This is a genomic window from Paraburkholderia sp. (assembly GCF_036488795.1).
Classification (GTDB): Bacteria; Pseudomonadota; Gammaproteobacteria; order Burkholderiales; family Burkholderiaceae; genus Paraburkholderia.
Map to the genome: position 1 here is coordinate 92,658 of NZ_DASXHA010000101.1, position 22,542 is coordinate 115,199.

The 22,542-nt window shown below is 60.9% G+C and carries 19 protein-coding genes and 2 pseudogenes; 10 read left to right on the forward strand and 11 right to left on the reverse strand.

What is annotated here, in order from left to right:
- Positions 1-438: 438 nt before the first annotated feature.
- Positions 439-2,028: a Na+/H+ antiporter gene (locus VGH41_RS13880; RefSeq protein ID WP_331598019.1), complete on the forward strand. Its 1,590-nt coding sequence runs from the start codon at positions 439-441 to the stop codon at positions 2,026-2,028.
- 268 nt (positions 2,029-2,296) lie between these two features.
- On the opposite strand, the gene VGH41_RS13885 is transcribed toward VGH41_RS13880, so the two are convergent.
- Entirely contained in the window at positions 2,297-2,455 is a 159-nt protein-coding gene (locus VGH41_RS13885) for a hypothetical protein (RefSeq protein WP_331598020.1), read from the reverse strand.
- 165 nt (positions 2,456-2,620) lie between these two features.
- On the opposite strand from VGH41_RS13885, the gene VGH41_RS13890 reads away from it, so the two are divergent.
- Both VGH41_RS13890 and VGH41_RS13895 read left to right on the forward strand, forming a co-directional pair.
- A complete protein-coding gene (locus VGH41_RS13890) occupies positions 2,621-3,580 on the forward strand; it encodes a GlxA family transcriptional regulator (protein WP_331598021.1) in 960 nt (319 codons plus the stop codon).
- Positions 3,581-3,682: 102 nt separating this feature from the next.
- Positions 3,683-4,438, forward strand: coding sequence for an SDR family oxidoreductase (locus VGH41_RS13895; protein ID WP_331598022.1), 756 nt, complete (start codon positions 3,683-3,685; stop codon positions 4,436-4,438).
- Positions 4,439-4,691: 253 nt separating this feature from the next.
- Here VGH41_RS13895 and VGH41_RS13900 read toward each other — a convergent pair whose 3' ends face one another.
- Positions 4,692-5,153: a hypothetical protein gene (locus tag VGH41_RS13900; RefSeq protein WP_331598023.1), complete on the reverse strand. Its 462-nt coding sequence runs from the start codon at positions 5,151-5,153 to the stop codon at positions 4,692-4,694.
- 595 nt (positions 5,154-5,748) lie between these two features.
- Here VGH41_RS13900 and VGH41_RS13905 point away from each other — a divergent pair.
- Positions 5,749-6,993 carry an NAD(P)/FAD-dependent oxidoreductase gene (locus VGH41_RS13905; protein ID WP_331598024.1) on the forward strand — a complete coding sequence of 415 codons (1,245 nt, stop codon included), beginning with the start codon at positions 5,749-5,751 and terminating at the stop codon, positions 6,991-6,993.
- Between the two features lie 196 nt (positions 6,994-7,189).
- Here VGH41_RS13905 and VGH41_RS13910 read toward each other — a convergent pair whose 3' ends face one another.
- The 3 genes from VGH41_RS13910 to VGH41_RS13920 all read right to left on the reverse strand — a co-directional run bounded on the left by VGH41_RS13910 (position 7,190) and on the right by VGH41_RS13920 (position 9,130).
- Positions 7,190-7,708: a hypothetical protein gene (locus tag VGH41_RS13910; protein ID WP_331598025.1), complete on the reverse strand. Its 519-nt coding sequence runs from the start codon at positions 7,706-7,708 to the stop codon at positions 7,190-7,192.
- 288 nt (positions 7,709-7,996) lie between these two features.
- Complete coding sequence (locus VGH41_RS13915; RefSeq protein WP_331598026.1) at positions 7,997-8,476, reverse strand: nuclear transport factor 2 family protein; 480 nt, start codon at positions 8,474-8,476, stop codon at positions 7,997-7,999.
- Between the two features lie 15 nt (positions 8,477-8,491).
- The gene (locus VGH41_RS13920; RefSeq protein WP_331598027.1) at positions 8,492-9,130 is read right to left on the reverse strand and encodes a TetR/AcrR family transcriptional regulator; all 639 of its coding nucleotides are present in this window, start codon (positions 9,128-9,130) and stop codon (positions 8,492-8,494) included.
- 178 nt (positions 9,131-9,308) lie between these two features.
- On the opposite strand from VGH41_RS13920, the gene VGH41_RS13925 reads away from it, so the two are divergent.
- The gene (locus VGH41_RS13925; RefSeq protein ID WP_331598028.1) at positions 9,309-9,959 is read left to right on the forward strand and encodes a YceI family protein; all 651 of its coding nucleotides are present in this window, start codon (positions 9,309-9,311) and stop codon (positions 9,957-9,959) included.
- Between the two features lie 64 nt (positions 9,960-10,023).
- Here VGH41_RS13925 and tdh read toward each other — a convergent pair whose 3' ends face one another.
- Both tdh and VGH41_RS13935 read right to left on the reverse strand, forming a co-directional pair.
- Positions 10,024-11,052: an L-threonine 3-dehydrogenase gene (gene tdh, locus VGH41_RS13930; protein WP_331598029.1), complete on the reverse strand. Its 1,029-nt coding sequence runs from the start codon at positions 11,050-11,052 to the stop codon at positions 10,024-10,026.
- Positions 11,053-11,066: 14 nt separating this feature from the next.
- A complete protein-coding gene (locus tag VGH41_RS13935; RefSeq protein ID WP_331598030.1) occupies positions 11,067-12,266 on the reverse strand; it encodes a glycine C-acetyltransferase in 1,200 nt (399 codons plus the stop codon).
- Between the two features lie 152 nt (positions 12,267-12,418).
- Between VGH41_RS13935 and VGH41_RS13940 the strand changes: the two genes are divergently transcribed.
- The 3 genes from VGH41_RS13940 (at position 12,419) to VGH41_RS13950 (ending at position 14,694) form a co-directional block, all read left to right on the forward strand.
- Positions 12,419-13,033, forward strand: coding sequence for an XRE family transcriptional regulator (locus VGH41_RS13940; protein WP_331598031.1), 615 nt, complete (start codon positions 12,419-12,421; stop codon positions 13,031-13,033).
- A 96-nt stretch (positions 13,034-13,129) separates the two neighbouring features.
- Positions 13,130-13,531 carry a DUF2471 family protein gene (locus VGH41_RS13945; RefSeq protein ID WP_331598032.1) on the forward strand — a complete coding sequence of 134 codons (402 nt, stop codon included), beginning with the start codon at positions 13,130-13,132 and terminating at the stop codon, positions 13,529-13,531.
- Between the two features lie 104 nt (positions 13,532-13,635).
- Positions 13,636-14,694 (forward strand): tyrosine-type recombinase/integrase, encoded by a 1,059-nt coding sequence (locus VGH41_RS13950; protein WP_331598033.1) that lies wholly within the window; start codon positions 13,636-13,638, stop codon positions 14,692-14,694.
- 99 nt (positions 14,695-14,793) lie between these two features.
- On the opposite strand, the gene VGH41_RS13955 is transcribed toward VGH41_RS13950, so the two are convergent.
- Positions 14,794-15,999, reverse strand: coding sequence for a DNA-binding protein (locus VGH41_RS13955; protein WP_331598034.1), 1,206 nt, complete (start codon positions 15,997-15,999; stop codon positions 14,794-14,796).
- Between the two features lie 2,072 nt (positions 16,000-18,071).
- Between VGH41_RS13955 and VGH41_RS13960 the strand changes: the two genes are divergently transcribed.
- Complete coding sequence (locus tag VGH41_RS13960; protein ID WP_331598035.1) at positions 18,072-19,421, forward strand: replication initiation protein; 1,350 nt, start codon at positions 18,072-18,074, stop codon at positions 19,419-19,421.
- A gap of 57 nt (positions 19,422-19,478) precedes the next feature.
- Here VGH41_RS13960 and VGH41_RS13965 read toward each other — a convergent pair.
- The 3 genes and pseudogenes from VGH41_RS13965 to parA form a co-directional block, all read right to left on the reverse strand.
- Positions 19,479-20,339 (reverse strand): annotated as a pseudogene (locus VGH41_RS13965) (ParB/RepB/Spo0J family partition protein); the annotation flags it as partial.
- 90 nt (positions 20,340-20,429) lie between these two features.
- Positions 20,430-20,540: pseudogene (locus VGH41_RS26610) on the reverse strand (chromosome partitioning protein ParB); the annotation flags it as partial.
- A gap of 24 nt (positions 20,541-20,564) precedes the next feature.
- A complete protein-coding gene (gene parA, locus VGH41_RS13970; RefSeq protein ID WP_331598037.1) occupies positions 20,565-21,227 on the reverse strand; it encodes a ParA family partition ATPase in 663 nt (220 codons plus the stop codon).
- Positions 21,228-22,101: 874 nt separating this feature from the next.
- Between parA and arsC the strand changes: the two genes are divergently transcribed.
- A complete protein-coding gene (gene arsC, locus VGH41_RS13975; protein WP_331598038.1) occupies positions 22,102-22,461 on the forward strand; it encodes an arsenate reductase (glutaredoxin) in 360 nt (119 codons plus the stop codon).
- Positions 22,462-22,542: the final 81 nt, after the last annotated feature.

A 22,542-nucleotide genomic window follows, 5' to 3' on the forward strand; every position in this document is an offset into this window, starting at 1 on the left:
GAGTACTCCTAAATGTACGGAATCGTATGTCGAGATAAAGCAATGTCTCCGCCCTCTGACAATGCTCCCAAGAAGTCGCGTATCTCCGTATGAGGAAAATCGGACATGGACATATGCAGCGGCACAGTGGAACAAGCAACTTGCAAACAGCAAGGGCGACCCGAGTCGCCCTGAAGGTTGATGCAAATGCGCTGGTGATAAGGTCGCGCAAAAAGCTGCCGCCCCGGCGCGACACTCTGGCCGCTACTTATCCCCAGAATTTGTCCATAAGGCTGTGGACAACATGCGCACATCCATACCAAGTGTTTGACGCAGCACGACTATCGCCCTCAGATGCACATCCTGGCAGCGCGCTGGCCCTACGCCACGCGGCCCTCCCCTGGCCGTATGGTAGAAAGCGAGTTCGTACACCCAAAACGCACTCGCCGAGCCCAGCCTATGTCCTCCGTAGCGGCCTTCAAACTCATCCTGCTGTCGCTGATCGCGATGATCGCTCTTCAGCTGATCGCGAAGCGCTTGCGCCTGCCGCCCGCCGCCGCTTTGCTGGTCGGCGGCGCGGCGATGGCCTTCGTGCCCGGTTTGCCCCCCGTCATGCTGGATCCTGCGCTGGTGCTCGTCGTGTTTCTGCCGCCGCTGCTGCAAGACGGCGCCTACTTCTCCGTCTGGGCCGAGTTCAAGCGCAATCTCGGCGGCATTCTGCTGCTCGCCATCGGCGCTGTCGCGTTTACGACGCTGGTGGTCGGCGTCGTCGTGCATCACATCGCGCCTGGCTTGCCTTGGGGCGCGTGCTTTGCGCTGGGTGCCGTCGTGTCGCCTCCGGATGCCGTCGCCGCCAAAGCCGTGCTCGAACGTGTCGCGCTGCCACGCCGGCTCATGGTGCTGCTCGAAGGCGAAAGCCTGCTGAACGATGCGGCCGGCCTCGTGCTCTTCCGCTTCGCTGTCGCCGCGGCGCTGACCGGCACGTTCAGCATGCAGCACGCTGTCGCGAGCTTTGCGATGCTCGCACTCGGCGGCGTCGCAGTGGGGGCTATCATCGGTTACCTGGTGGTCATGCTGTTGCGCGCGCTCGACGACGCGTATCTGATGATCACCGCGGCAGTGCTCGCGGCATGGATCAGCTATATCGCCGGTGAAATGCTCGAGGTCTCCGGCGTAATCGCCACCGTGAGTTGCGGAATGATGCTCGGCTGGTACCAGCATGAGGTCTTTTCCGCCGCCGTGCGTACGCGCGGTCTGGCCTTCTGGCAGGTGGTGATCTTCCTGATGGAAGCGCTGGTGTTCATCCTCATCGGCTTGTCGTTGCGTGGTGTGATCATGCGGCTCGGTGGCGTCGGCGACGCATTGATCGCCTACACGCCGGCAGTGGCGGCGATTCTGGCCGCGGTCGTGCTGTCGCGCTTCGTGTGGGTATTCAGCGTCGAGGCACTCAGCGGTGCACTGTGCAAGCTGCTTCGACGCAACAGTGCATCGCCCGACTGGCGCTCGGCCACCATCACGAGCTGGGCCGGTATGCGCGGCGTTGTCACCTTGGCGATTGCCCTGTCACTGCCCGAAGCAATGCCCGGCCGCGACCTGATTCTGGTTGCCGCCTTCGCAGTGATCCTCGTAACCGTGCTGGGCCAGGGCACGACGATCGGTCCGCTGATCCGTTGGGTCAATCCAGGAGGCACGTCCGAACGCGATGCGGAGCATCTGAGCGAGCCGCAGGCGTGGGCCCGTCTCGAAGCCGCGCAGCTTGCCGCGATTCAACCGCTTGTGCATGGCCCCGACGGCAGCGTCATCCACCCGCGCCTGCTCGAACAGTACAGCTACCGCGCCCGGATCACCGCAGCGCATCAGCTCGAATCCGAGTTCCCCGTCGACGAACGCATCGCTCACTATGACGTCGTGCTGGCCGCCGTCGCCGCAGGGCGCACGGAACTGTTGAAGATGCATCGATCGGGGATGATCGGCGATGACCTCCTCACCATCCTCGAACACGATCTCGATCTGCAAGAGATCGCCGCGCAACATGGTCGAGGGTCGTGAACCCGGGTTCAAAACCGACGCCACGAAGCGTCATCCACCCAGCTCCCGAAAAACCTCACCTTTGATGCCGCAGCGCGTGCGCGGTGGTGTAAATGGCCCAGCAAAGGTGAGGATATTCGGGAACGCAACGGCTGGGCGTCCTGACTTCGCAAGATGCGCTTGACTTGAAATGCAAATGCCTGGAAATCCTCACCTTTTGCTCATGCAATGGAAAGCGCCCGCGCCTTTAGCGGGCCACGGGCGCATCCACACCGGGGTCAGGCAGGATTCAGTTGACGACGCTGGGCGAGATCGGGTCGCTTGCCGGGAAGGTTTCCATCAGCGCTTCGTCCAGCAGGCTTTCCTGCCGCGTCAAAACCGCGTCTTGAACGACGGGCGACGGCAACGCAGAAATGACGCGCTTCGAGGGTTTGCTATGCTGTTCCATGGCGTGTCTCCAGGTCGGGTTGGTGGCATCCAGTATTGGTCAGCGCCTGCGCGCAGGCAATTGCGGTGAGCCGCTCAACTCTGCCAGGTGCGCCGTGTCTACTGCCGTCGCCACCTGATTCGCGCGTCCTTCCCGCGTCAAGCCTGTTTTCAACGAGGTCATTTAATGCCAACCGTCGCCGTCGCAATCTTTCCTGGCGTGCAGGCACTCGATGTCGCAGGACCGGTCGATGTTTTTTCCGAAGCCAACCAGTTTCTGCCTCTCGAAGAACACTACGAGGTGAGCTTGCTGAGCGGCGAGCCGGGCGCATTGCGCGCCTCCAATGGCATGACGCTGGTTGCCGACGACACCTTCGAACACGCGCGACGCGATTTCGACCTGGCGCTGGTAGCCGGCGGTCCCGCCTTGCCCGACAGCGCCCCCGATGGCCCGCTGACTAGCTGGCTCTCCACGGTTGCCGCGCATTGCAAGCGCTACGGGTCGATTTGCACCGGCGCTTTCGCGCTCGGCCATGCGGGCTTGCTCGACGAACGCAGCGTCACGACTCACTGGCAACACGCCGGGCAACTGGCCGCACAATTTCCGAAAGCGCGGGTCGACTTCGACCGGATCTATTTGCGTGACGAACGGCTCGTGACGTCGGCGGGGGTGACGGCGGGGATCGATCTGTCGCTCGCGCTCGTCGCCGAGGACCATGGCCCGCGCACCGCGCTCGCAGTGGCGAAGCGCCTCGTGGTATTTGCACAGCGGCAAGGCGGGCAGTCCCAGTTCAGTCCGTACCTGACCGCACCCGCAGATGAAACGTCGCCGGTCGCCAAGGTCCAGGCATACGTCATGGAACATATCGGCGAGAGCTTCACGGTGAAGCAGCTCGCCGACGTCGCGAGCATGAGCGCCCGCAATTTCGCCCGGGTATTCGTGCAGGAGACCAATGTCACGCCGCACGAATTCGTCGAGCGCGCGCGGGTCGACGCGGCGCGCAAGCAGCTCGAGAGTAGCGCGGCGGCGCTCAAGACTATTGCTTACGACTGCGGATTCGGTACCGCTGATCGTATGCGGATCGTCTTCACGCGGCGTATCGGCGCCACGCCAATGCAGTACCGCGAGCGCTTTCGTTCAACCTGAGCGGAGCGCCCGCCGTTAAGCGTTTTGTGGAACCGGCCGCTGCAGACCGGCCGCGCATCATGAGAAAATACGCAGCCGTATTTGCCTCCACCGTCCACCATCATGACCTCACAGATCACACGCGCCATCGTCACGGGCCACACACGCGGCCTCGGCGCTGCACTTGCCGAACAACTGCTGACGCGCAACATCGCGGTATTGGCACTCTCGCGCTCACGCAACGCCACGCTGGCGCAGCGCTTTCCTCAGATGCTCGCGGAAGTGGAACTCGACCTGGCCGACCCGTCGCGGGTCGCGCAGTGGATCGCGGGCGACGCGTTGAGCCGTTTCGTCGACGGCGCGCAGAGCGTGTTGCTGTTCAATAACGCGGGGACGGTGCAGCCGATCGGCCCGATCGAAGGCCAGCAGGCGAGCGCGATCGCAACGGCGGTCGGCCTGAATGTGGCCACGCCGTTGATGCTGGCGAGCGCCGTGGCAGCGGCGAGCGGCACGGCAACCGACCGGCGCATCGTGCATATCTCGAGCGGCGCGGCTCGCAATGCGTACGCGGGCTGGAGCATCTATTGCGCGACCAAAGCCGCGCTCGACCATCACGCGCGCGCCGTCGTGCTCGACGCGAACCGCGCGCTGCGCATCTGCAGCGTGGCGCCAGGCGTCGTCGATACCAATATGCAGGCGGAAATCCGCGGCAGCGGCGTCGAACAGTTCCCGATGCGCGAGCGATTCGAAGAACTCAAGCGCAGCGGCCAATTGACGTCTCCGGAACAGTGCGCCGCCCGGTTGATCGACTTCACGTTGAGCGACGACTTCGGACAGACCCCGGTTGCCGACATCCGGGAGTGGGCAAAGCAGGCCTGACGGGTGTCCCAGCCGGCGCGCAAGGCTCCCGAATTTCCTCACCTGTCGAACCGCGCAGGGCTGCATCCCGTCTAGGTGAGCGCGGAGAACACAAAAACATCACTGCGCCCTCACTCCCGAAAACCCTCACCTTTCGGGTTCATCCAGGGCGTTTCTGGGCTCAAACCAGCACGGTGGCGGCGCGGCGCCCGCTGCCTCGTGGGCGCAAAACACCCACTCGCCGCGCCACTTAGTGCACCGCTTTCTGCGCCACTTATTGCGCCGCTTCCTGCTGCGCAGGCTTGGCGGGACGGCCCGTTTTGACGGTCTCGACCGCGGCGATCACCTCGAGCAGCTTGTCCGCTGGCGCCGCCGCAAGCAGCAGCAAGCCGGCGCGTAGCAGCTCGCTTTTCTTCACGGCCACGCCGGCTTCGAGACACTTCTGCTTCAGTTCCGCGAGCTTCGCGTAGTCGGATTTCGGCATCGTGAAACTGTCGCGGACGACCTTTTCCTTCTTCGCGCGCTTCGACTTCGACTCCACGGCGATGCTGACCGGCGCCGCTTTCACCGGGGTCGCGCGCTTCGCGCGGGTCGCTTTCGGCTTGGCCGCTTCAGCGCTCGAAGCCTTGCCGGCTGGGGCTTTGACGGCAGCGCCGACGGCCTCTGCACTGCCGTTCAGCTCCTTGGGCGCCGCGGCGGATTTCCTGGTTGTCTTTTTGGTGCTGGGTGCTGCCATGGTGGCCTCCTTGTGAAAAACGATGTAAATAGTATATACCGTTTATTCCCTTTTTTTGTTCACCGGGACCGACGGCGCCCGGCGGGAGTTGTCCACAGATTCTGTTTGCAACGGTGTGAATAACTTGAGGGCAACCGCTGCAAGTCACTGAAGCGCTTGAGTTTCCGCAGGCAGTGTCAGGTATGGGCAGATGGCGGGGCGCAACACGCGTCGTTTCCCCGCGCCAACGAGACGAACACCGATTGCAGGGTGATGCACAGCGCCACGCCGTGTATCACCACTCACATCGCGACAGGTGAACGCGTCACGTGAGTAGAACATCACCCATAGGCGGTCATGTGCACGCTCCCGAATAACCTCACCTTTGCGCCGCAGTCATGATTTTCTGCCTTTAAAAAGGCTCACCGTAGCGAACGCCTGGAAATCCTCACTATCCCGTATCCTCTCACCTTCGCGCGACCGGCGCGGCTTACGTTTTGCCAAACCCATCCGATCTGATTCGTTTGAACCGGTATCGTTACAATGACAAGCACAATGGTGAGGACGCTGTGTCCACTACGGCGCAGTCCATGAAATGTAACCGTCAGAGGACCGATTGAACTCCCTTACAGCGAGAACCAATAGCGTCGATGTAGCGATCATCGGCGCAGGCCCGGCAGGCGCAGTCGCCGCGGCGCTCCTCAGAAAGGCCGGCCGTTCGGTGCTCGTGCTGGAGCGGCAGCACTTTCCGCGTTTTTCGATCGGCGAGAGCCTTCTGCCGCAAAGCATGGCCTACCTCGAAGAGGCAGGCATGCTGAAGGCAGTCGTAGAAGCGGGCTTCCAGCACAAAAACGGCGCGCAATTCATCTGGCGGGACAAATCGTCGGCCTTCGACTTTCGTGACAAGCATTCGCCCGGATGGGGCACGACTTACCAGGTGGAACGCGCGGTGTTCGACGACCTGCTGATTCGCTGCGCCGCGGAGCAAGGCGCCGACGTGCGTTTCGGACACACGGTGAGCGCCATGCAAACCGGCAGCGCACCGGTTCTCGAGGTGGTCGCGGAGGATGGCGAGGCGTACCAGGTACACGCCCGCTACGTCTTCGATGCAAGCGGGTTCGGCCGCGTGCTGCCGCGCCTTTTGCATCTCGAGGCACCCACCGGCATGCCCACGCGGGCGGCAATCTTCACCCACGTGCGCGACGGTCTGCCGCTCGACGCGACGGACCGCAACAAGATTTGCGTCGCCACCCATCCCGAACGCCGTGACGTGTGGTTCTGGATGATTCCGCTGGCAGGCGGCCGCTCTTCCGTCGGCTGCGTGGCCGAGGCGGCGTTTCTGGACTGTCCGGAGCACGAACGTGAGTCGAAACTGCGCGCGTTGATCCAGCAGGAGCCGACGCTCTCCCGTCTGATTGGCGAGGCGCCTTTTTTGATGCCGGTGCGCCACATTGGCGGGTATGCGGCCAATGTCGAACGCTTGCACGGTCCGGGTTACGCGCTGCTTGGCAACGCCGGCGAGTTTCTGGATCCGGTGTTTTCGTCAGGTGTGACCATTGCGCTGCGTTCAGCGCATCTCGCCGTGAAGACGCTTGAACGTCAGTTCAACGGCGAGACGGTGGACTGGCAGGCCGATTACGATGCGCCATTGCGCAAAGGCATCGACACGTTCCGTGCATTCGTCGAACGGTGGTACACGGGCGAACTCCAGGACATCATTTTTTATCCGCGCCAGACGACGATGATTCGCCGCATGATCAGCGCGATCCTGGCAGGCTATGCATGGGACGAGACGAATCCGTATGTTGCGGATCCGGTCAAGCGGCTGGAAACGCTGCATGAGGTCTGCAAGATATTCTGAGCCGGAGCGGGCCGGCTGCGCGGGTCGGTGCGCCGCCAGGTAACGCTCACGGCGGTTTGTCCGGCGTTTCCCTGGAAATCCTCACCATTCACGCATACACGAATGGTTTGGAGTTCCAGGTTTCGCGTGACTCCCTGGAAGTCCTCACCTGTTGCACGCACTCCTGGAAGTCCTCACCTTCCCGAAATCGCTCACCTTAGAACTTGTACTTCACCTGAAAGCCAAGGGTGAACGGCAAATTGTCCGAAGGAATCGGCGGGATCACAATGATGTTGGCGCCCACGCGCTTGTATTCGAACATCAGGATCGGCGCGGCCACCGGACCGACTGTGTGATTGCGGCCCAGGCCCCAGTTGCCGTAGTTGTAGCCGGAAATGATGCCGGCAATCGCGGCCAGCCGAATCACGCCCCAATGCGCGAATTCCGGCGCCCATACACCACCGCCATAATAGGAAGGACGGCGCAGCGAATTGCGAAAGCCCCCCGCCGTCACAGCCCACTGGCCGTTGAGCCAGCACTCCACACCCAGACCTGGGTTGAACTGTTCGAAGTCGGTGCCGGGGTCCGGATCGATGTGATACGAGCCGAGCATCGCGTCGGCCCACACGCCGCCGCTACACCAGTCCGCGGCATGCGCGGTGGAAATCGCCGCGAAACTGGCGGCAAGCGTCACAAGCGCGCGCCGGATCATGGTGCTGGTCTGCCGCAAATGCATATCCGCTCCGTCACCGGTCGAACGCCGGTGTCATGAATGTGCTGGTTATATTTTGGGTTATCGTCCGACGCGCACTGTACCTCAACACCTACCGTCCATGTTGAAGTGGCGCTCGGAAGGACGGGCACGCAACGCGAGCCTCCCGTCCAGCCAGCACAATACCGGATAAGCAGTGGCAGATCGGTGAACACCTTCTAAAAGCGCAAGGCGCTTGCGATGCTCACCGTGATTGCCGAAGCAGGCCCGCATGCAGAGGCGGCCTGCCTCGAATTCAGTTTCGACCGAGGCTCACAGTCCCAGATCGGACAGGCCAGGATGATCGTCGGGGCGGCGGCCCAGCGGCCAGTGATAGAGACGGTCCGCTTCCTTGATGGGCAGATCGTTGATGCTCGCATGACGGTGCGCCATCAGTCCATTCTCGTCGAACTCCCAATTTTCGTTGCCGTACGAGCGATACCAGTGGCCCGAATCATCGTGCCATTCGTATGCGAAACGCACTGCGATCCGGTTATCCGTGAACGCCCATAGTTCTTTGATCAAACGGTAGTCGAGTTCTTTCGCCCATTTGCGGGTGAGCAGGCCGACGATCTCCTTGCGGCCCGTCACGAACTCCGAACGATTGCGCCATACGCTTTGCGGCGTATAGGCCAGCGAAACGCGTTCGGGATCGCGAGTGTTCCAGCCGTCTTCAGCACCGCGAACTTTCTGGATGGCGGTTTCGCGCGTGAAGGGTGGCAGGGGCGGACGGGTTTCGATGGGGTCAGTCATGCTTGCTCTCCTGGGTCAGGTGGACGCCCGCCGGGATGGCGGGCGCGTGGTCGGGGATTCCGTGTCCAGCAATCGTTCGGCTGCGGCGCGTGCGTCGAGGGCGGCATCGGCGTCGCCGCTCACCAGCGCCACGCCGATTGCGCCGTCTATCAAGATCAGCCACTGACGCGCGAGGCGCGCCGCGCGCCGGCTGTCCGCGTCAATCGCACTCATGTGCTCGTCGCACTGCGTACGCACGAACGCCAGCAAGCGCTCCTTGTGCTCGCGCGCGACGACGCGGATCGGATCGTCCGGGCCGGCAATCTCGCCGGCGGCATTGAGGAACGCGCAGCCGTGAAAATCTTCAGACGTGAACCACTCGCGCAACACGTCGAACATACCGAGCAACCGCGTGCGCGTGCTCTTGCCACGCCGCAGCGTGCCTTCGATGAACCATTTCATCCAGCGTTCGTCGCGCCGTTCGAGCGCCGCAGCGACGAGTGCGTCCTTCGACTCGAAGTGCGTGTAGAAACTTTTACGCGCGGTACCGGATTGCTTGACGATCGCATCCACGCCGGTCGCATGGATGCCACCAGCGTAAATCAACGCTTCAGCCGCCGCCAGCAGCCGTTCGCGAGCACTGCCTGGGATCAAGGATTCGGTATCCGTATTCATGGACGAAGGGTAGAACGATCATTCTCCTTCGTCAAGAAATTTTCTTCGGCGGGATTTTTTCGGCATCTGGCGCGTTAACACCTGTAGGTGCCAATTGGCGTCCACTCAGCCGGCACGAATGCGCGGCTCGCGGTATCGTGGGGCGGAGTGGAATCAATCAGGGTCAGAGATGAACGTCATGAACAAACACGCTATTCGAAGCGTGGCTGCACGTACGGTATGCATTGCCGTGCTTGCGGCAGCCGCCGCCTGTACGCCGCTACAGGTCGTCACGCACTCCGTCAGCCAGACGGAAGCGCGGGTGCCGGTGGGGCAGTACACGCTTGATCCGCATCACTGGAGCATCATCTTCGACGTCGACCATCTGAAGTATTCGCGCTTCACGATTCGCTTCGATCGCGCGACCGCGCAACTGAACTGGAATGCGGGCGGCATGGACAAGAGTTCGGTCGAGGTGAACATTGACGCAGCGAGCGTCGACACCAATGTGCCGTTGCTCGACAAGATGGTCAAAGGCGACAACATGTTTGCGGTGACGCGCTATCCGCAGATCCGCTTCGTCAGTACGGGTTTCGAGCGTACCGGCAACGCGCGCGGCAAGCTCACCGGCAATCTGACCATCCGCGGGGTGACGCAGCCGGTGACGCTCGACGTGACCTTCAATGGCTATGGACCCGATCCGCTGACGAAGCAGGACACCTTGGGATTTTCTGCAGAGGGGAGTTTCAGCCGCTCGAAGTTCGGCTTGGGAACGTGGTATCCCGCCGTGGGCGACGATGTGCACGTGCGCATCCAGGCGGAATTCGACCGGCCGGCCGCAGGCTCCTGAAGCACCTAAGGTGCGCTGCGGCTCGTAACCGGACGAAAATGTCAGCGTGAAAGGCCGGTGAAAATCAGGTGGTCCAGTCGAGGATCACCTTGCCGCTTTCGCCCGAGAGCATTTTGGCGAAAGCCTCCTGATAATCGTCCACCTTGTAGTGATGCGTGAGGATGGGCGACAGATCGAGTCCGCTCTGCAACATCGCGACCATCTTGTACCAGGTCTCGAACATCTCGCGACCGTAAATGCCCTTGATTTCCAGACCTTTGAAGATCACCTGGTTCCAGTCGATTGCCGTTTGCGCAGGCGGAATGCCCAGTAGCGCAACCTTGCCGCCGTGATTCATCGCTTCGAGCATGCTGGTGAACGCGCTTGGCACGCCGGACATTTCCAGGCCCACGTCGAAGCCTTCGGTCATGTGCAGATCGGCCATCACGTCGCGCAGCGATTCGCGCGAAATATTCACCGCACGGGTCGCCCCCATCTTGCGCGCGAGTTCGAGGCGGTAGTCGTTGACATCGGTAATTACCACGTTGCGCGCGCCGACGTGCTTCGCAATCGCCACCGCCATGATGCCGATTGGGCCGGCGCCCGTAATCAGCACGTCCTCGCCGACCAGGTTGAACGACAGTGCCGTGTGCGTCGCATTGCCGAACGGATCGAAGATTGCCGCGAGGTCATCGGAGATTTCAGGCGGAATCTTGAACGCATTGAAAGCGGGGATGACCAGATACTCCGCAAACGCGCCTTCACGATTCACGCCCACGCCCACGGTGTTGCGGCATAGATGCCGGCGTCCCGCACGACAGTTGCGGCAGAAACCACAGGTGATGTGCCCTTCACCCGAGACGCGGTCGCCGATTGCAAAGCCGCGTACTTCCTGGCCCATTTCGACGATCTCGCCGACATACTCGTGACCCACATGCATCGGCACGGGAATGGTTTTTTGTGCCCAGTCGTCCCACTTCCAGATATGAATGTCCGTGCCGCAAATGGCCGTGCGTTTGATGCGGATCATCACGTCGTTGTGACCGACTTCGGGCTTCTTCACGTCGGTGAGCGTCAAGCCCGGAGCGCGTTCGAGTTTTGCCAATGCTTTCATGTGCGTCCCCAGGTTCAAATGACGCCGAGCGAACGGCCGACGCGTGCGAATGCATCGACCGCGCGGTCGATCTGTTCGGACGTATGTGCCGCGCTCATCTGCGTGCGAATGCGCGCGCGCCCCTTCGGCACCACCGGGAACGAGAAGCCGATCACGTAGACGCCTTCTTGCAGCAGCGCGTCGGCCATGCGCGAGGCGAGTTGCGCGTCACCGAGCATCACCGGAATGATGGGATGTTCGCCAGGCACCAGCGTGAATCCGAGCGCACTCATCTTGTTGCGGAAGTGTGCGCCGTTGGCACGCACACGCTCGCGCAGGTCCGCGCCTTCCTTGCTCGCGAGCAGTTCGAGTACCTTCAGCGAAGCTGCGGCGATGCTGGGCGTCAGCGTATTGGAGAACAGGTACGGGCGTGAGCGCTGGCGCAGCAGTTCGACGATTTCCTTGCGCGCGGCCACGTAACCGCCGGAGGCGCCGCCCAGCGCCTTGCCGAGCGTGCCGGTGATGATGTCGACGCGCGACAGCACGCCGCAGTGCTCCGGCGTGCCGCGTCCGTGCTCGCCGATGAAACCCACGGCGTGCGAATCGTCGACCATCACCAGGGCGCCATAACGGTCGGCCAGATCACAGATGCCGGCGAGATCGGCAATGATGCCGTCCATTGAAAACACGCCGTCCGTCGCGATCAGCTTGAAGCGGGCGCCGGCGGCGTCGGCCTCTTTCAGCTTCGCTTCGAGGTCGGCAAGGTCGTTATTCTTGTAGCGGTAACGCTTGGCCTTCGACAGCCGCACGCCGTCGATGATGCTGGCGTGATTCAGTTCGTCGCTGATGATGGCGTCGTTGTCGTCGAGTAGCGTTTCGAACAGACCGCCGTTCGCGTCGAAACAGCTCGAATACAGAATGCAGTCGTCGGTTTGCAGGAACGCGGCCAAGGCCTGCTCCAGTTCCTTGTGCACCGTTTGCGTGCCGCAGATGAAACGCACCGACGCCATGCCGAATCCGTCGCGCTCCAGCCCGTCTTTGGCGGCGGCGATCAGGCGCGCGTCGTCGGCCAGACCCAGGTAATTATTGGCGCAGAAGTTCAATACGTCCGCGCCGTTGGCAAGCTTTACATCGGCCGATTGCGGGCTGGCGATCACGCGCTCGGTCTTGTAAAAGCCGTCGGCGCGGATCTGTTCGAGCGTGCTGCGCAGATGGGCGAGATAGGGTTCACGCATACATCAGACTCCTGAATGGGCACGAGGCCGCGCAACCGCCATGTTCGGCGCTGCCGCGGCCTGCTATAGTCGATTATCAGTTTTATCGAACATTTTCGATTTTCCGAACTCATGTTCGGTATGTCGAACAACTCTAAACGATAGGTCAGAAAATGGCAAGTTCGGGCACTCGCCGCGCGGCAGCAGGCGCAGCACCTACTCTAGCGCAGAGCGTGGCTGCGCCGCCGCGTGTGGGCGAACAGATTCAGCGCTTGCGCAGCGAGCGCAGAATGACGCTCGACGATCTGTCACGGGCAGCGGGCGTGTCGAAGTCGATGCTCTCGGAAATCGAACGCGACAAGGCGAATCCGACTATTGCGGTTGCCTGGCGGCTGACCAACGCGCTGGGCGTCAGTCTCGATTCGCTGTTCGCGCAGCAAAAGGCGCCGGAGGCCATCGCCGTGTCGGGACCGCACGAGATTCCCACGTTGAACGGGCACGACGCCAAATATCAGTTGCGGGTGTGGGGACCGATTGAACTGGCAGGGAAGTTCGAGTGGTACGAACTGACGCTGCAGGCGGGCGGGGCGCTGGTGTCGAATGCACACGAGCCAGGCACGCGTGAGCATTTGACCGTTCTGCACGGGGCGATCGAAATTGAGGCGGCGGGCACCACCAGACGGTTGAAGGCGGCGGACACGGCACGCTATGTTGCCGACGAACCGCACGCCATTCGCAATGCCGGCAAAAGCGAAGCCAAAGCGCTGCTCGTGGTGATTCACGGCTGAGCGCGCGCCGCACCTTTTGCACGCGTGGCCATTCGGCCGAGGTTGCGCGGACCACTGTATATTTGTACAGTATACGCAGATTGACCGGAGCCGAACATGAACGAACTAACATCCGGCCATGCCGATCACGGCCTGGCTGCGCGCCGCTATCAAACAGCGGCGCGCGATCTGGAACACATCGTCCGCAACATCGCCGCGCGCTATATCGTGCAGCAGGTTCCGCTCACCTGGCGGCTCTTGCACGCCATCGAAGCGGAGGCACTCGCGGACCTGGGATTCGCCAGCCGTCACGACGCCTTGATGCTTGGCCTCTTTCAACGTCCGTCCGCGCTGCCTTATCCCGAGACGGACGAACCAGTCGACTTCGGCGCGTCGAATGCACTGCCGGCGGTGTTCGCATTCGCCGTCGCGGTGTATGAAGAAGCCCAGCGTGATGCGGCACGCGCCGCCCCCCGACAGCGGCCGGTCGTGCGGCGTCCGCGCGCCTGGGGTGGCTGATTGCGATCGTGTTTGAGACGGCGAACGGGCCTCGCACGCCCGGCTTGCTGTCATCTTTCGTGCGTACGACCTACAATCAGACGCAACTAACGGAAAGATAGACCATGCTCCCTCCCCACTCGTCCGGCTCCGCCGACCGACACATTCCGTCCACTGACCTGTTCGATCAGGAACGCGAAGACTGGCGACGCGATCCGCAAATTGCCTTCGATGCGTGGCTATCCCGCCAGCATTTCCGCCGCTCCTCCGCACAGGTGTACCAGGCGCAATGGGGCCTCTTTCTTGATTGGCTCAGCATCCGTCACAAAACGCTGATCACGGTCGACACCCGGACGATCGCCGATTTCGTCGCCGGTCTCGATGCCCGCAAACCTCAGCGTGTGCGCTATCTGCGTCTGATCGAGCGGGTCCTCGACCACGTTCGCGAAATCGAACTCGCCTCCACCAACCCGGCGCGCTTCATCGCGCAGGACGGCGAAGCGGCCTGGCGCAACGCGCGCGACAATGAACCGACCGGGTTTTTGACCAGCCACGAGCGGGGGTTGCTCATCGCGCATCTGTTCTCGTCCGTCACCGGCTTGTCTGCCGCGCAACGCTGGCGGGAGCGCCGCGACCGGGCGCTGATTGCCATGTTCCTCGGGGGTGGGCTGAAGACCGGTGAGGCCCGAACACTTACGGTTAGTTGCGTGGCCGTCGGCTCACCTTGGGTGGTGATCGAGTCGCCGAATCCGGCAATGACCCGACGCACGCGCCTCTCGCCCTTTGCTGTTGCTGTGCTGGATGCGTGGCTTGCCGACCGGCGGGCCTCCGAGTTGGCCGGCAACCTGGTGTTTCCGGCTTCGCCGTCCGGGCGGCCCATGCACAAGGCCACCATGCTTCGGTCCGTCGACGCATTGATCGAGGCCGCTGGCTTCGCAGGCTCCCGCGAATCACGTGCAAGCCCGCAGACACTGCGCAACACTTTTGCCGCGGATCTTTTTGAAACCGGCGTTGCCCCGGATCTGGTTGGGCAGTGGCTGGGCTTCATGCAACCTGTTTCCGCGAATCGGCTATTTCGGTCCTGGAAAAGCTGGGCGGAAACGGAGGAAATTCCCACTAGCAGCGAGGAGTATTCGGACGCGCCCCGAGAGCCGGTAGCGCCGTCCGACGCGGATCCACGTTAACTAAAGTGTGAAGGGAGGCCCGAAAAGCCTCACCTTTCTGGTCCCGAATCTCCTCACCTTTAGGCTTCTTTCGATCACGGGATAACGGGATGCATTCCGCTAGACGGCTGCCGGCACTGCTTTGACCGCCAAAAATCGCGTGACCGCTTCGAGGCGGGAATGCCCGGGCCCGGATGAATGCTCGCACTCCGGGCATTGCAGTTCGTAGCGATGATCGACCTGGGACAGTTCAGGCTCACCGTCCTCGCATTTCGGGCAGCGCAGCGGCAATACGACGTGACCATCGGCGAGTGTACCGATACTCGCCATCTGGTCGGCGCTCAACCGGCCGGCGCTTGCCAGCTCCGATAGCACGCGCGCGAGAACGGGGTCGATGCCGTGTTGCGCGCGCAACGTGGCGATCTCTTTGGTAAGGGCGTCCAGTTCATCGGATTGTTCGCGCAACTGCGCGTCCAACCGGTCGCCGCGCCCCTTGGCTGCCGCGATCTGCTGAATAAAGTCGAATTCCTTGCGACTTGCATCGCGAACGCCGGACTGGTAGGTCGCCGCCATCGTGCGTAGCGAATCGAGCTCGACCAGCATGGGTTTGACGCGACGCTCGGCTTCGGCGACCGCATCCTTGATCTGTTGCGCATAGTGCTCGGTACTTTGACGCATCTCGATATGTAAGGTATCGATCCTGTCGCGCAAGGACGCATTGGTGGACTGTTCGGTATCGAGACGTTTGCGCAGCGATTCGTTTTCCGCGTCGAGTCTACGTACCGTAGCCTGTAGACCTTCCTGATGAACTGTTCCTTGCGAACTGGCCATGGCCAGTTCGGCTTCGAGTGTCCGAACACGCTCCCACGCCGCGTCGGCGCGGGCGTCGCTGCGGTTGATCGCGGCTTCGGATGCTTGCCGGCGGATTTCTGCTTCGCGGGTTTCGCGCTCAGCGGCGCTAATCAGCGTCTGTGCTTCCTCGCGTTCGCCTTCGAACGACGAACGCGCATGTGAAAGCGCTTCTTCGAACAATGCCCCAAGGAGTTCACCGGCGCGATCTTCGAGAGCTTTTGGAATGGATCCGGCACCCACGCGAACGCGCGACGCGCTACGAATGCGTTCCCAGAAGGTATCAATGTCTTTGGGGATATCGCTGGCGCTGCCGGTTTGCGTGAGATCGCGTACCGCGGCCATCGAGGGACGAATGCCCAGATCGAAAAATAGCCGCTTGCAGGCATGCAGTGACAATTCCTGCCGGCGTGCGCCGGATTCGCGCATTGAGTCGAGTTCTTGCCGAATGGCCTGGCGTTCTTCGTCCAGATTCATTTACACCTCGATATTGCTGGGATTCCGTGAATCATAACAATTTACGTAGTATTCGCTACAACTTTATAGGGTACGGTCGCTTTGGGGGCGATAGGGTCCCGCCACGTGCTCCGGAATCGACGTCCCATCGGGTTTCATTGCGATTTCCGTGAAACAAAACGAAGAATAGTCTATAAGCCCTTGTCTGAAAACGGATTTCTATCTTTTCCCGGATTTTGGCCACTGTTTCACGAAGCGGAATGACGCCCCGCTTGGGGTTGTGCTGCTGTCCGAAGGACGCACGGGGTGGAAATTCTTGAGAGTAATAAAAGTAAACACCCTTGAACCCTTGTTAAAAACGTTAACGCCACGGCAGATCCTTACCAGGCAAGGGTTTCCGGGGAGTCAGGTGAAGCTTTACGGGAATCGTGGTGAGGGCTTGCGGGATGGTTGAGTGATGGGGTTCGGGGGCGTGGGTGAGGGGCTGCGGGACGTACAGTGAGCGGGTTCAGGAGTCGCTTACAAAATGCGGTTTGGGCAAAGGTGAGATTTTGCGGGACCAAACGGAGCCTGGCGGCCCGCGGGACGTAAAAAATACCCGGAGCGTGTGGAAACCTTGGGGTGAGCGCTTTCGGGACGGTCAATCCACCGTGTTTTCGGCCCGGATTTGGGGTGTCGGAAGCCTTTGGTGAGGCAACGCGGGAGAAAACGAGCCCCCAAGGTGAGGTTTTTCGGGGGCAAGGCGCCAGGTATGCCCGTTTTTTGAGCGGCGAAACGTCTACGGTGAGACTTTGCGGGAGCTCTGCGCCCCCTTTCACCGCTGCTGAGGTGCTCAAGTAGGCGCGAGAGGAGGCCTGGCGTACCAAGGTGAGGGAATTCGGGAGGCGATATTTTTGATCACCCAATTCGGTCGTAAAGCATCCTTCACTCGTTGAGGTGAGGTTTTTCGGGAGCCTTTGTGCCGCGGAAAATCCTCTGAGGTGAGGATATTCAGGAGAAAGTTTGCGGTTACTTACCGGAAAAGGCCTGTCAGACTTGATGGGTGAGAACGAATTGAGCGTCGAGGATTTTCCAAAGGTGAGGATATTCGGGGGCACCCGGCTGTCGCAAGATCGAGCAGCGCATGGCGCCGCGACATTCCAAAGGTGAGGGTTTTCGGGACCGCTGAAGTTGAAGCGATCTATAACGTGTTATTGCTAAGTCACGGAAATGATTGGGGATTTTCCTGGTAGCGAGGATAGGTGAGGCTTTTCGGGAGCCGCTTGAGGTCACTCAACGAGCGTATGAGGGCGCTCCGTTTGCGCCAATGGTGAGGTTTTTCGGGAGTGTTCTGACGGTGAATTTTGGCGTGGCCCGGCATGAACCGCGTAATTTCGCGGGTCCAGCCAGCGTCAAGGTGAGACTTTTCGGGGGTTCGATCTGAGGGTACGGTTAGACCAGAGGCGTGGGCTCGTGGGTGAGCAGCGATTCGAGTCGCTTGCGTCCGCGTGACATGAGGTTGTTTCCGGCAGCTGAGGGTCTCGTGCTTGACGCTCGCATGAACCGTCGCATGACTGAAATCCCTTCCGAGCCGTTGGCACGGCGCGATTGATGACGTGGTATGTCCCGCACGAAGCATCGCGCGGGCAGCGTCGCTGGACCTTGAGAGGGTTCTAGGTATCGATGAGCGAGGCTCGTGTGCCGATCGCCCATTCCTGGTCGTGGTATTGATCCGATCCGGGAGGACGCCCCTCCCTTGCCGCGTCATCGGCAATCTCGGTTGACGGTCGGACCGACGGTTGAGTCTGGTTTGCTGTGCTGTCCTCGCAGCGGAAATCACGTCGCAAAATTACGACGATCTTTTAGGTGAGCCAATACAGGAGCAAAATCCTCCCGTTCAGGACGGACCCTGGATGGGGCCAATTTTCTCGATCGCGCGAGGCGCAACGAAACCCCGGAATCTCGCGGCAGCGCTTGAGGTGAGGATTTTCAGGAGACGATCGAGGTGAGTCGTGATCCGTAAACTCACTTCACCGGGAATGGTGAGATGCACCCTATAGACGTGCTTCACCACAGCCGGTATGCTCTCGCCAAATCCCTCCTCGACCCGACGCATGGCCACGAAGCGCGCGAAGAAGACTGATGTGGTGAGCCCGAGCTCCGCCGAATTGCGCAAAGCCGTCGAGGCGATCGCGATTCAGCCGAAAAGCGGCAAGATCACCCTCCTCACCCGTAAGCTGTTCAATGTGCTGCTTGCGGTCGCACAGCAGGCAGACGAGTCCGGCGATACCTACCGGGCGCTCCTCTCGGACATTGTCGCCAACTCGGCATTCGATTCGAATGACACCGCGCTGGTCAAGGAACACCTTCGGCGAATGGTGTCGGTGCAGGTCGAATGGAGCACAGGCACATCAAGTCAGAAGCCCGGCCGAAAATGGGGTATCTCAACCCTGATTGCCGACGCCGAAATTCTCGAAGACCCGACGACGCGACGTGTCTGGGTCGAATTCTCGTTTGCGCCCAAGATCAAGAAAAAGCTGCTTGATCCAGTTCAGTACGCGCGGCTCAGTCTGCAGTTCCAGAGCCAGTTGCGCAGTAGCGCGGGCCTCGCACTGTATGAGATCTGCGTGCGCTATCTGACCAATCCGAGTCATCTGACAATGCGGGAGTCGTGGGAATGGTGGCGCCCTATCCTCTCCGGCACACCCGACACCGAGGCCGGTGACGAGGCGAAGCGCGAGTACAAGTACTTCAAGCGCGACTATTTGCGGCCGGCTATCGCCGAAGTCAACGCGGTAACGAACATCTTTGTCGAGCTGATCGAGCATCGCGAAGGGCGGCGGGTCGCGGAAATTCAGTTTCGCGTGACCGAGCGCAAGCAGCCCATGCTGGCGCTCGACGAGCATCCGAACGTGTTCGACAGCACGCTGGTCGACAGAATGGTCAAGATCGGCATTCCGCTCAAGGAGGCGCAAACGCTTTACGCAGACAGCGAGGAAAATCGCATCCGCGCCGCGTTGCAGATGACGGAGCAGCGTATGCGCAGCACGTCGCTGCCGCCGGTGCGCAGCGCGCCTGCGCTGTTCAAGGACGCCTTGAAGAAAGGTTACGCGCCGCCGGTCGAATCGGTCACGTCTGCGAGCGGCGCCAAGGCAGCCGTCGCGGCGCCTGCGGACGATCTCAAAGCGCGATTGCTTGGCGAGTACTCGGCGTATCGCCGCAAGGAAGCCCGCGCGCTTTACGACGAGCAAGGCGAGTCCGATCGCGAACTCGCGCGTCAATCGTTTGAAGAGGACGAATTGCCCGAGATGGGCACGCATATGCGCGACGACTGGCGCCGGCGCGGGCTGGATTCGAAGCTCGCGGAGACCGCTTTCTTCGACTGGCTGGCACGTAAGACGTGGGGCGAGCCGACTGACGGCGACTTGCTCGCCTTCACCTTGAGCCAATCCCGCGCGGCCTGATTCTGGCACTGGCTCAATGACGTGTGCGGCGTCGGGTTTCGACGCCACACAGGGTCGTTACTTCTGCTGCAAAATCTGCTCGATCTGACGAAGGATATCGTCGCGTTTGTCCTTCGACAGTCCCTTCAACCTGAGTTCGATGCGATCGTCACCGTACGACTTCAGATCGCCAACGGACACGCCATCCAGCTTGATCTCGAGTCGCTGCGCATAGCGTTGGCGGCCGGCAGGCTTTGCGCTTTCCTGTGCACTCGCCCTGCCCTTCACAATGTCGGCCACCTGGCGTGTGCTCAGGTCATCAGAAAGAATCTTGTTGATCAGGCGCAGCGTGGCGTCCGATCCGCGCGCGGCATGGTATCGGCCGACCTGATATGCCATGTTCGAGCCGAATCGGTCGGTTCTTGCAACCATCTCATGCATGACCGCCTCGGGCAGCTTCGCAATCGATAGGGCGACGGCGACCGTCGACTCGTCCAGTCCAAGGTGTTCGGCCAGCTCCTTTTGACTCTGGAAGTGCCGGTCGTCGAGAAACCGTTTCCAGACGACAGCATTGTCGAAAACGGTCTGCGAGTCGCGCTGAACGTTCAGGTCGTAGCCCAGCTTGTAGCTTTGAATGCCGATTGGCAGATCGATCACGATCGCCTTGACCGACTCCTTGTTCGCTTCCTTTAACGCGCGTACCCGGCGTCCTCCGTCGCTGACGAAATAGCTGCCCGGATTGTCGTAGTCAGGGATCACGTGGATCGCCTGCTGTTGTCCTTGCTTGGCGAGATTGACCGCCAGTTCCGCAATCGAGGACTTCAAATAGAAGTGCCGTGGATTAAACGGACTCGGTTTGATCACCTTCAAGGCAAGCTCGATGATCTGCCCCGGACGGTATCCATGTTCAAGACGCCATACATGGTAAGCCGTGGACTCGTTCAGTGTCTCCGCTGGGTCGGCCTCGGCAACGGCCTGCGCATCAATTTGCGGCTGCGATCGACCGGTGATTTCAGCGGCCTTCGGCCCATTCTTGACCAGACCGTCGATCGCGTTCAGACGGTCGAGGGCGGTCCGCTTTTCACTGCTAGTCGTATCCGGACGTGCTTGAAAGCCTTTAGCGAATTGGGAGGGTTTCATTCAGTGTCCTTTATGCGCATAAATTCAGGGGAGCAGCGCGGCGATTTCGTCGGCGCATGCGCGTACTTCGAGGGCGGCAAGCTTGGCGCCGCGGTCGTTCATTTGCAGCACGGTTTGCCCTAGTGCCATGGCCTGCTTGTAGGCTTCTCGAGTGGGAATCTGCGTCTTGAGCAACGGAAAGCCCAGTTCTTCCAAGGCGCGCTTGAGTTCGCGGGTCAGCATCCGCTTCTCTTCAGTCTTGTTGAGCAGAAAGACCGCGCGCAGATCCTCGTTCATCACTTGCGCTTGCTGGACGAGTTTGACGAGGCCCACGCTCGACCAATAATCCGCCGGCGACGAGGACGTCGGGATGATGGCAACGGTCGCCGCCAGCAGCACGACGCCAGAGACTTTTTCGGTAATGGAGGGCGGGCAATCGACGACGATGATGTCGTAGTCCCCAACGAACTTCTTGATCTCGCGATGGATCTGGCCACCGAATTCAGAGAGATTGACGACGGGAAAAGGGATACCGGATTCGCTATCTGACGAAGCGCCGGCCCAGTGAACCAGGGTGTTTTGCCCGTCAGCATCGACGACGAGGACTCGCTTGCCTCTTTCGTGGAAGGCAGCGCCGAGGTGCATCGCGATCGTGCTTTTCCCGACCCCGCCCTTCTGTTGCGTTACCGCGATGATTTCAGCTGCCAATCTTCACCTCTCTTTTTAGACGCTGATGGATTTTACCTTGATGAATTTGTATTTCAATGTTTTTTGTCGTAAAGACGAGAGGAGTAGGCCATTCGGCCAAGGTTTATGCGCATAAACAGGATGAGGACCCAGTGACGGCTGAGGTTGATCGGCTCCGCAGTGGCGCATTGTCGATGGAGACCGCACTGGCGACGGCCGTTCCGTTCACAACTGTGTTGTTGATCGACCGACCGACTTGGGAATGACGTGTCCGGGAGTTCTTTGGAACACTGACTCCTGGATCGGAGTTTCGGTCCGCAAGCAAGCGGCGATCGCAATGTCTGGTTCCATAAGGAGGGCCGAGCCACGGTTTGCCATGAGAGCAGTCGCATCAGCAGAGCGCGAATCGGCCGCGGTTTATGCGCATAAACCAGATCACAGCGGTGCAAGCCCAATGCGCAAAAGATTTGGTGGTGGGGTCGGGGCTAGGGGACTAGATGTTCGTCCTTGGAGACGCAAGACGGTGGCTGCCTGCTTAGCGGCCGTTGAGCGGCTCCATCGAGAGCACGGACCCGCCGCGGTTTATGCGCATAAACCAAACTCCACGGCCAGCCCACCGGCCTCAACCGCTAAGGAAGCGTGTGACAACTGACCCGATCAGCGCGGCGCTTGGTCGATTGCGCGAATCAACCCAAGCAAAACGTATTCATTTCATCTACCGCAGCGAAGAACCCAGCCTCCAGCTCAACCCAACCTCTCCAACCGAACCCAACCCTCCAGCTGAACCCAAGCCCTCCAACTGCGCATGCGGCCGGGCCCACCCCACAAACCCCATCCATCGACGCTAAACTTCGTCCTCTCATCACCCATTCCGCACCGGGCCGCCCCCCCCACCATGATCACGATTTACCACAACCCACGCTGCTCCAAATCGCGCGGCGCATGCGAACTGATCACCACCAGCTACGACCTTGCAGACGAGCCCGTCGAAATCATCGAATACCTGCAGCAACCTTTATCGGCAACCGCATTGAAGGCGTTGAACGCAATGCTGGGCTGTCCCGTGCGCGACATGCTGCGCGATACGGAATCTGTTTATCAGGACCTCGGCCTGGACAACCCGAATCTGACCGACGCTCAGTTATACGAAGCAATCGAAAAGCATCCCATCCTGATGCAGCGTCCGATCGTCGTGCGCGGCGGACGAGCGGTAATTGGCCGGCCGCCGGAGAACGTCAAGGCACTCTTCGATTGAATCTAGCCGACCACGGCTGACCCGCAAGTGTCGACGCGCGTTGCGAACCATCACGCGTCGCGCAAGAGTCGCGCAGAAGTC

Bases quoted from the DNA above. Each gene is read 5' to 3' on its own strand.
- tdh (WP_331598029.1), bottom strand. From the start codon at position 11,052: ATGAAAGCATTGGCAAAACTCGAACGCGCTCCGGGCTTGACGCTCACC.
- VGH41_RS13890 (WP_331598021.1), top strand. From the start codon at position 2,621: ATGCCAACCGTCGCCGTCGCAATCTTTCCTGGCGTGCAGGCACTCGAT.
- VGH41_RS13935 (WP_331598030.1), bottom strand. From the start codon at position 12,266: ATGCGTGAACCCTATCTCGCCCATCTGCGCAGCACGCTCGAACAGATC.
- VGH41_RS13910 (WP_331598025.1), bottom strand. From the start codon at position 7,708: ATGCATTTGCGGCAGACCAGCACCATGATCCGGCGCGCGCTTGTGACG.
- VGH41_RS13945 (WP_331598032.1), top strand. From the start codon at position 13,130: ATGAACGAACTAACATCCGGCCATGCCGATCACGGCCTGGCTGCGCGC.
- VGH41_RS13885 (WP_331598020.1), bottom strand. From the start codon at position 2,455: ATGGAACAGCATAGCAAACCCTCGAAGCGCGTCATTTCTGCGTTGCCG.
- arsC (WP_331598038.1), top strand. From the start codon at position 22,102: ATGATCACGATTTACCACAACCCACGCTGCTCCAAATCGCGCGGCGCA.
- VGH41_RS13880 (WP_331598019.1), top strand. From the start codon at position 439: ATGTCCTCCGTAGCGGCCTTCAAACTCATCCTGCTGTCGCTGATCGCG.
- VGH41_RS13895 (WP_331598022.1), top strand. From the start codon at position 3,683: ATGACCTCACAGATCACACGCGCCATCGTCACGGGCCACACACGCGGC.
- VGH41_RS13940 (WP_331598031.1), top strand. From the start codon at position 12,419: ATGGCAAGTTCGGGCACTCGCCGCGCGGCAGCAGGCGCAGCACCTACT.
- VGH41_RS13915 (WP_331598026.1), bottom strand. From the start codon at position 8,476: ATGACTGACCCCATCGAAACCCGTCCGCCCCTGCCACCCTTCACGCGC.
- VGH41_RS13925 (WP_331598028.1), top strand. From the start codon at position 9,309: ATGAACAAACACGCTATTCGAAGCGTGGCTGCACGTACGGTATGCATT.
- VGH41_RS13950 (WP_331598033.1), top strand. From the start codon at position 13,636: ATGCTCCCTCCCCACTCGTCCGGCTCCGCCGACCGACACATTCCGTCC.
- VGH41_RS13960 (WP_331598035.1), top strand. From the start codon at position 18,072: ATGGCCACGAAGCGCGCGAAGAAGACTGATGTGGTGAGCCCGAGCTCC.
- VGH41_RS13920 (WP_331598027.1), bottom strand. From the start codon at position 9,130: ATGAATACGGATACCGAATCCTTGATCCCAGGCAGTGCTCGCGAACGG.
- VGH41_RS13900 (WP_331598023.1), bottom strand. From the start codon at position 5,153: ATGGCAGCACCCAGCACCAAAAAGACAACCAGGAAATCCGCCGCGGCG.
- VGH41_RS13955 (WP_331598034.1), bottom strand. From the start codon at position 15,999: ATGAATCTGGACGAAGAACGCCAGGCCATTCGGCAAGAACTCGACTCA.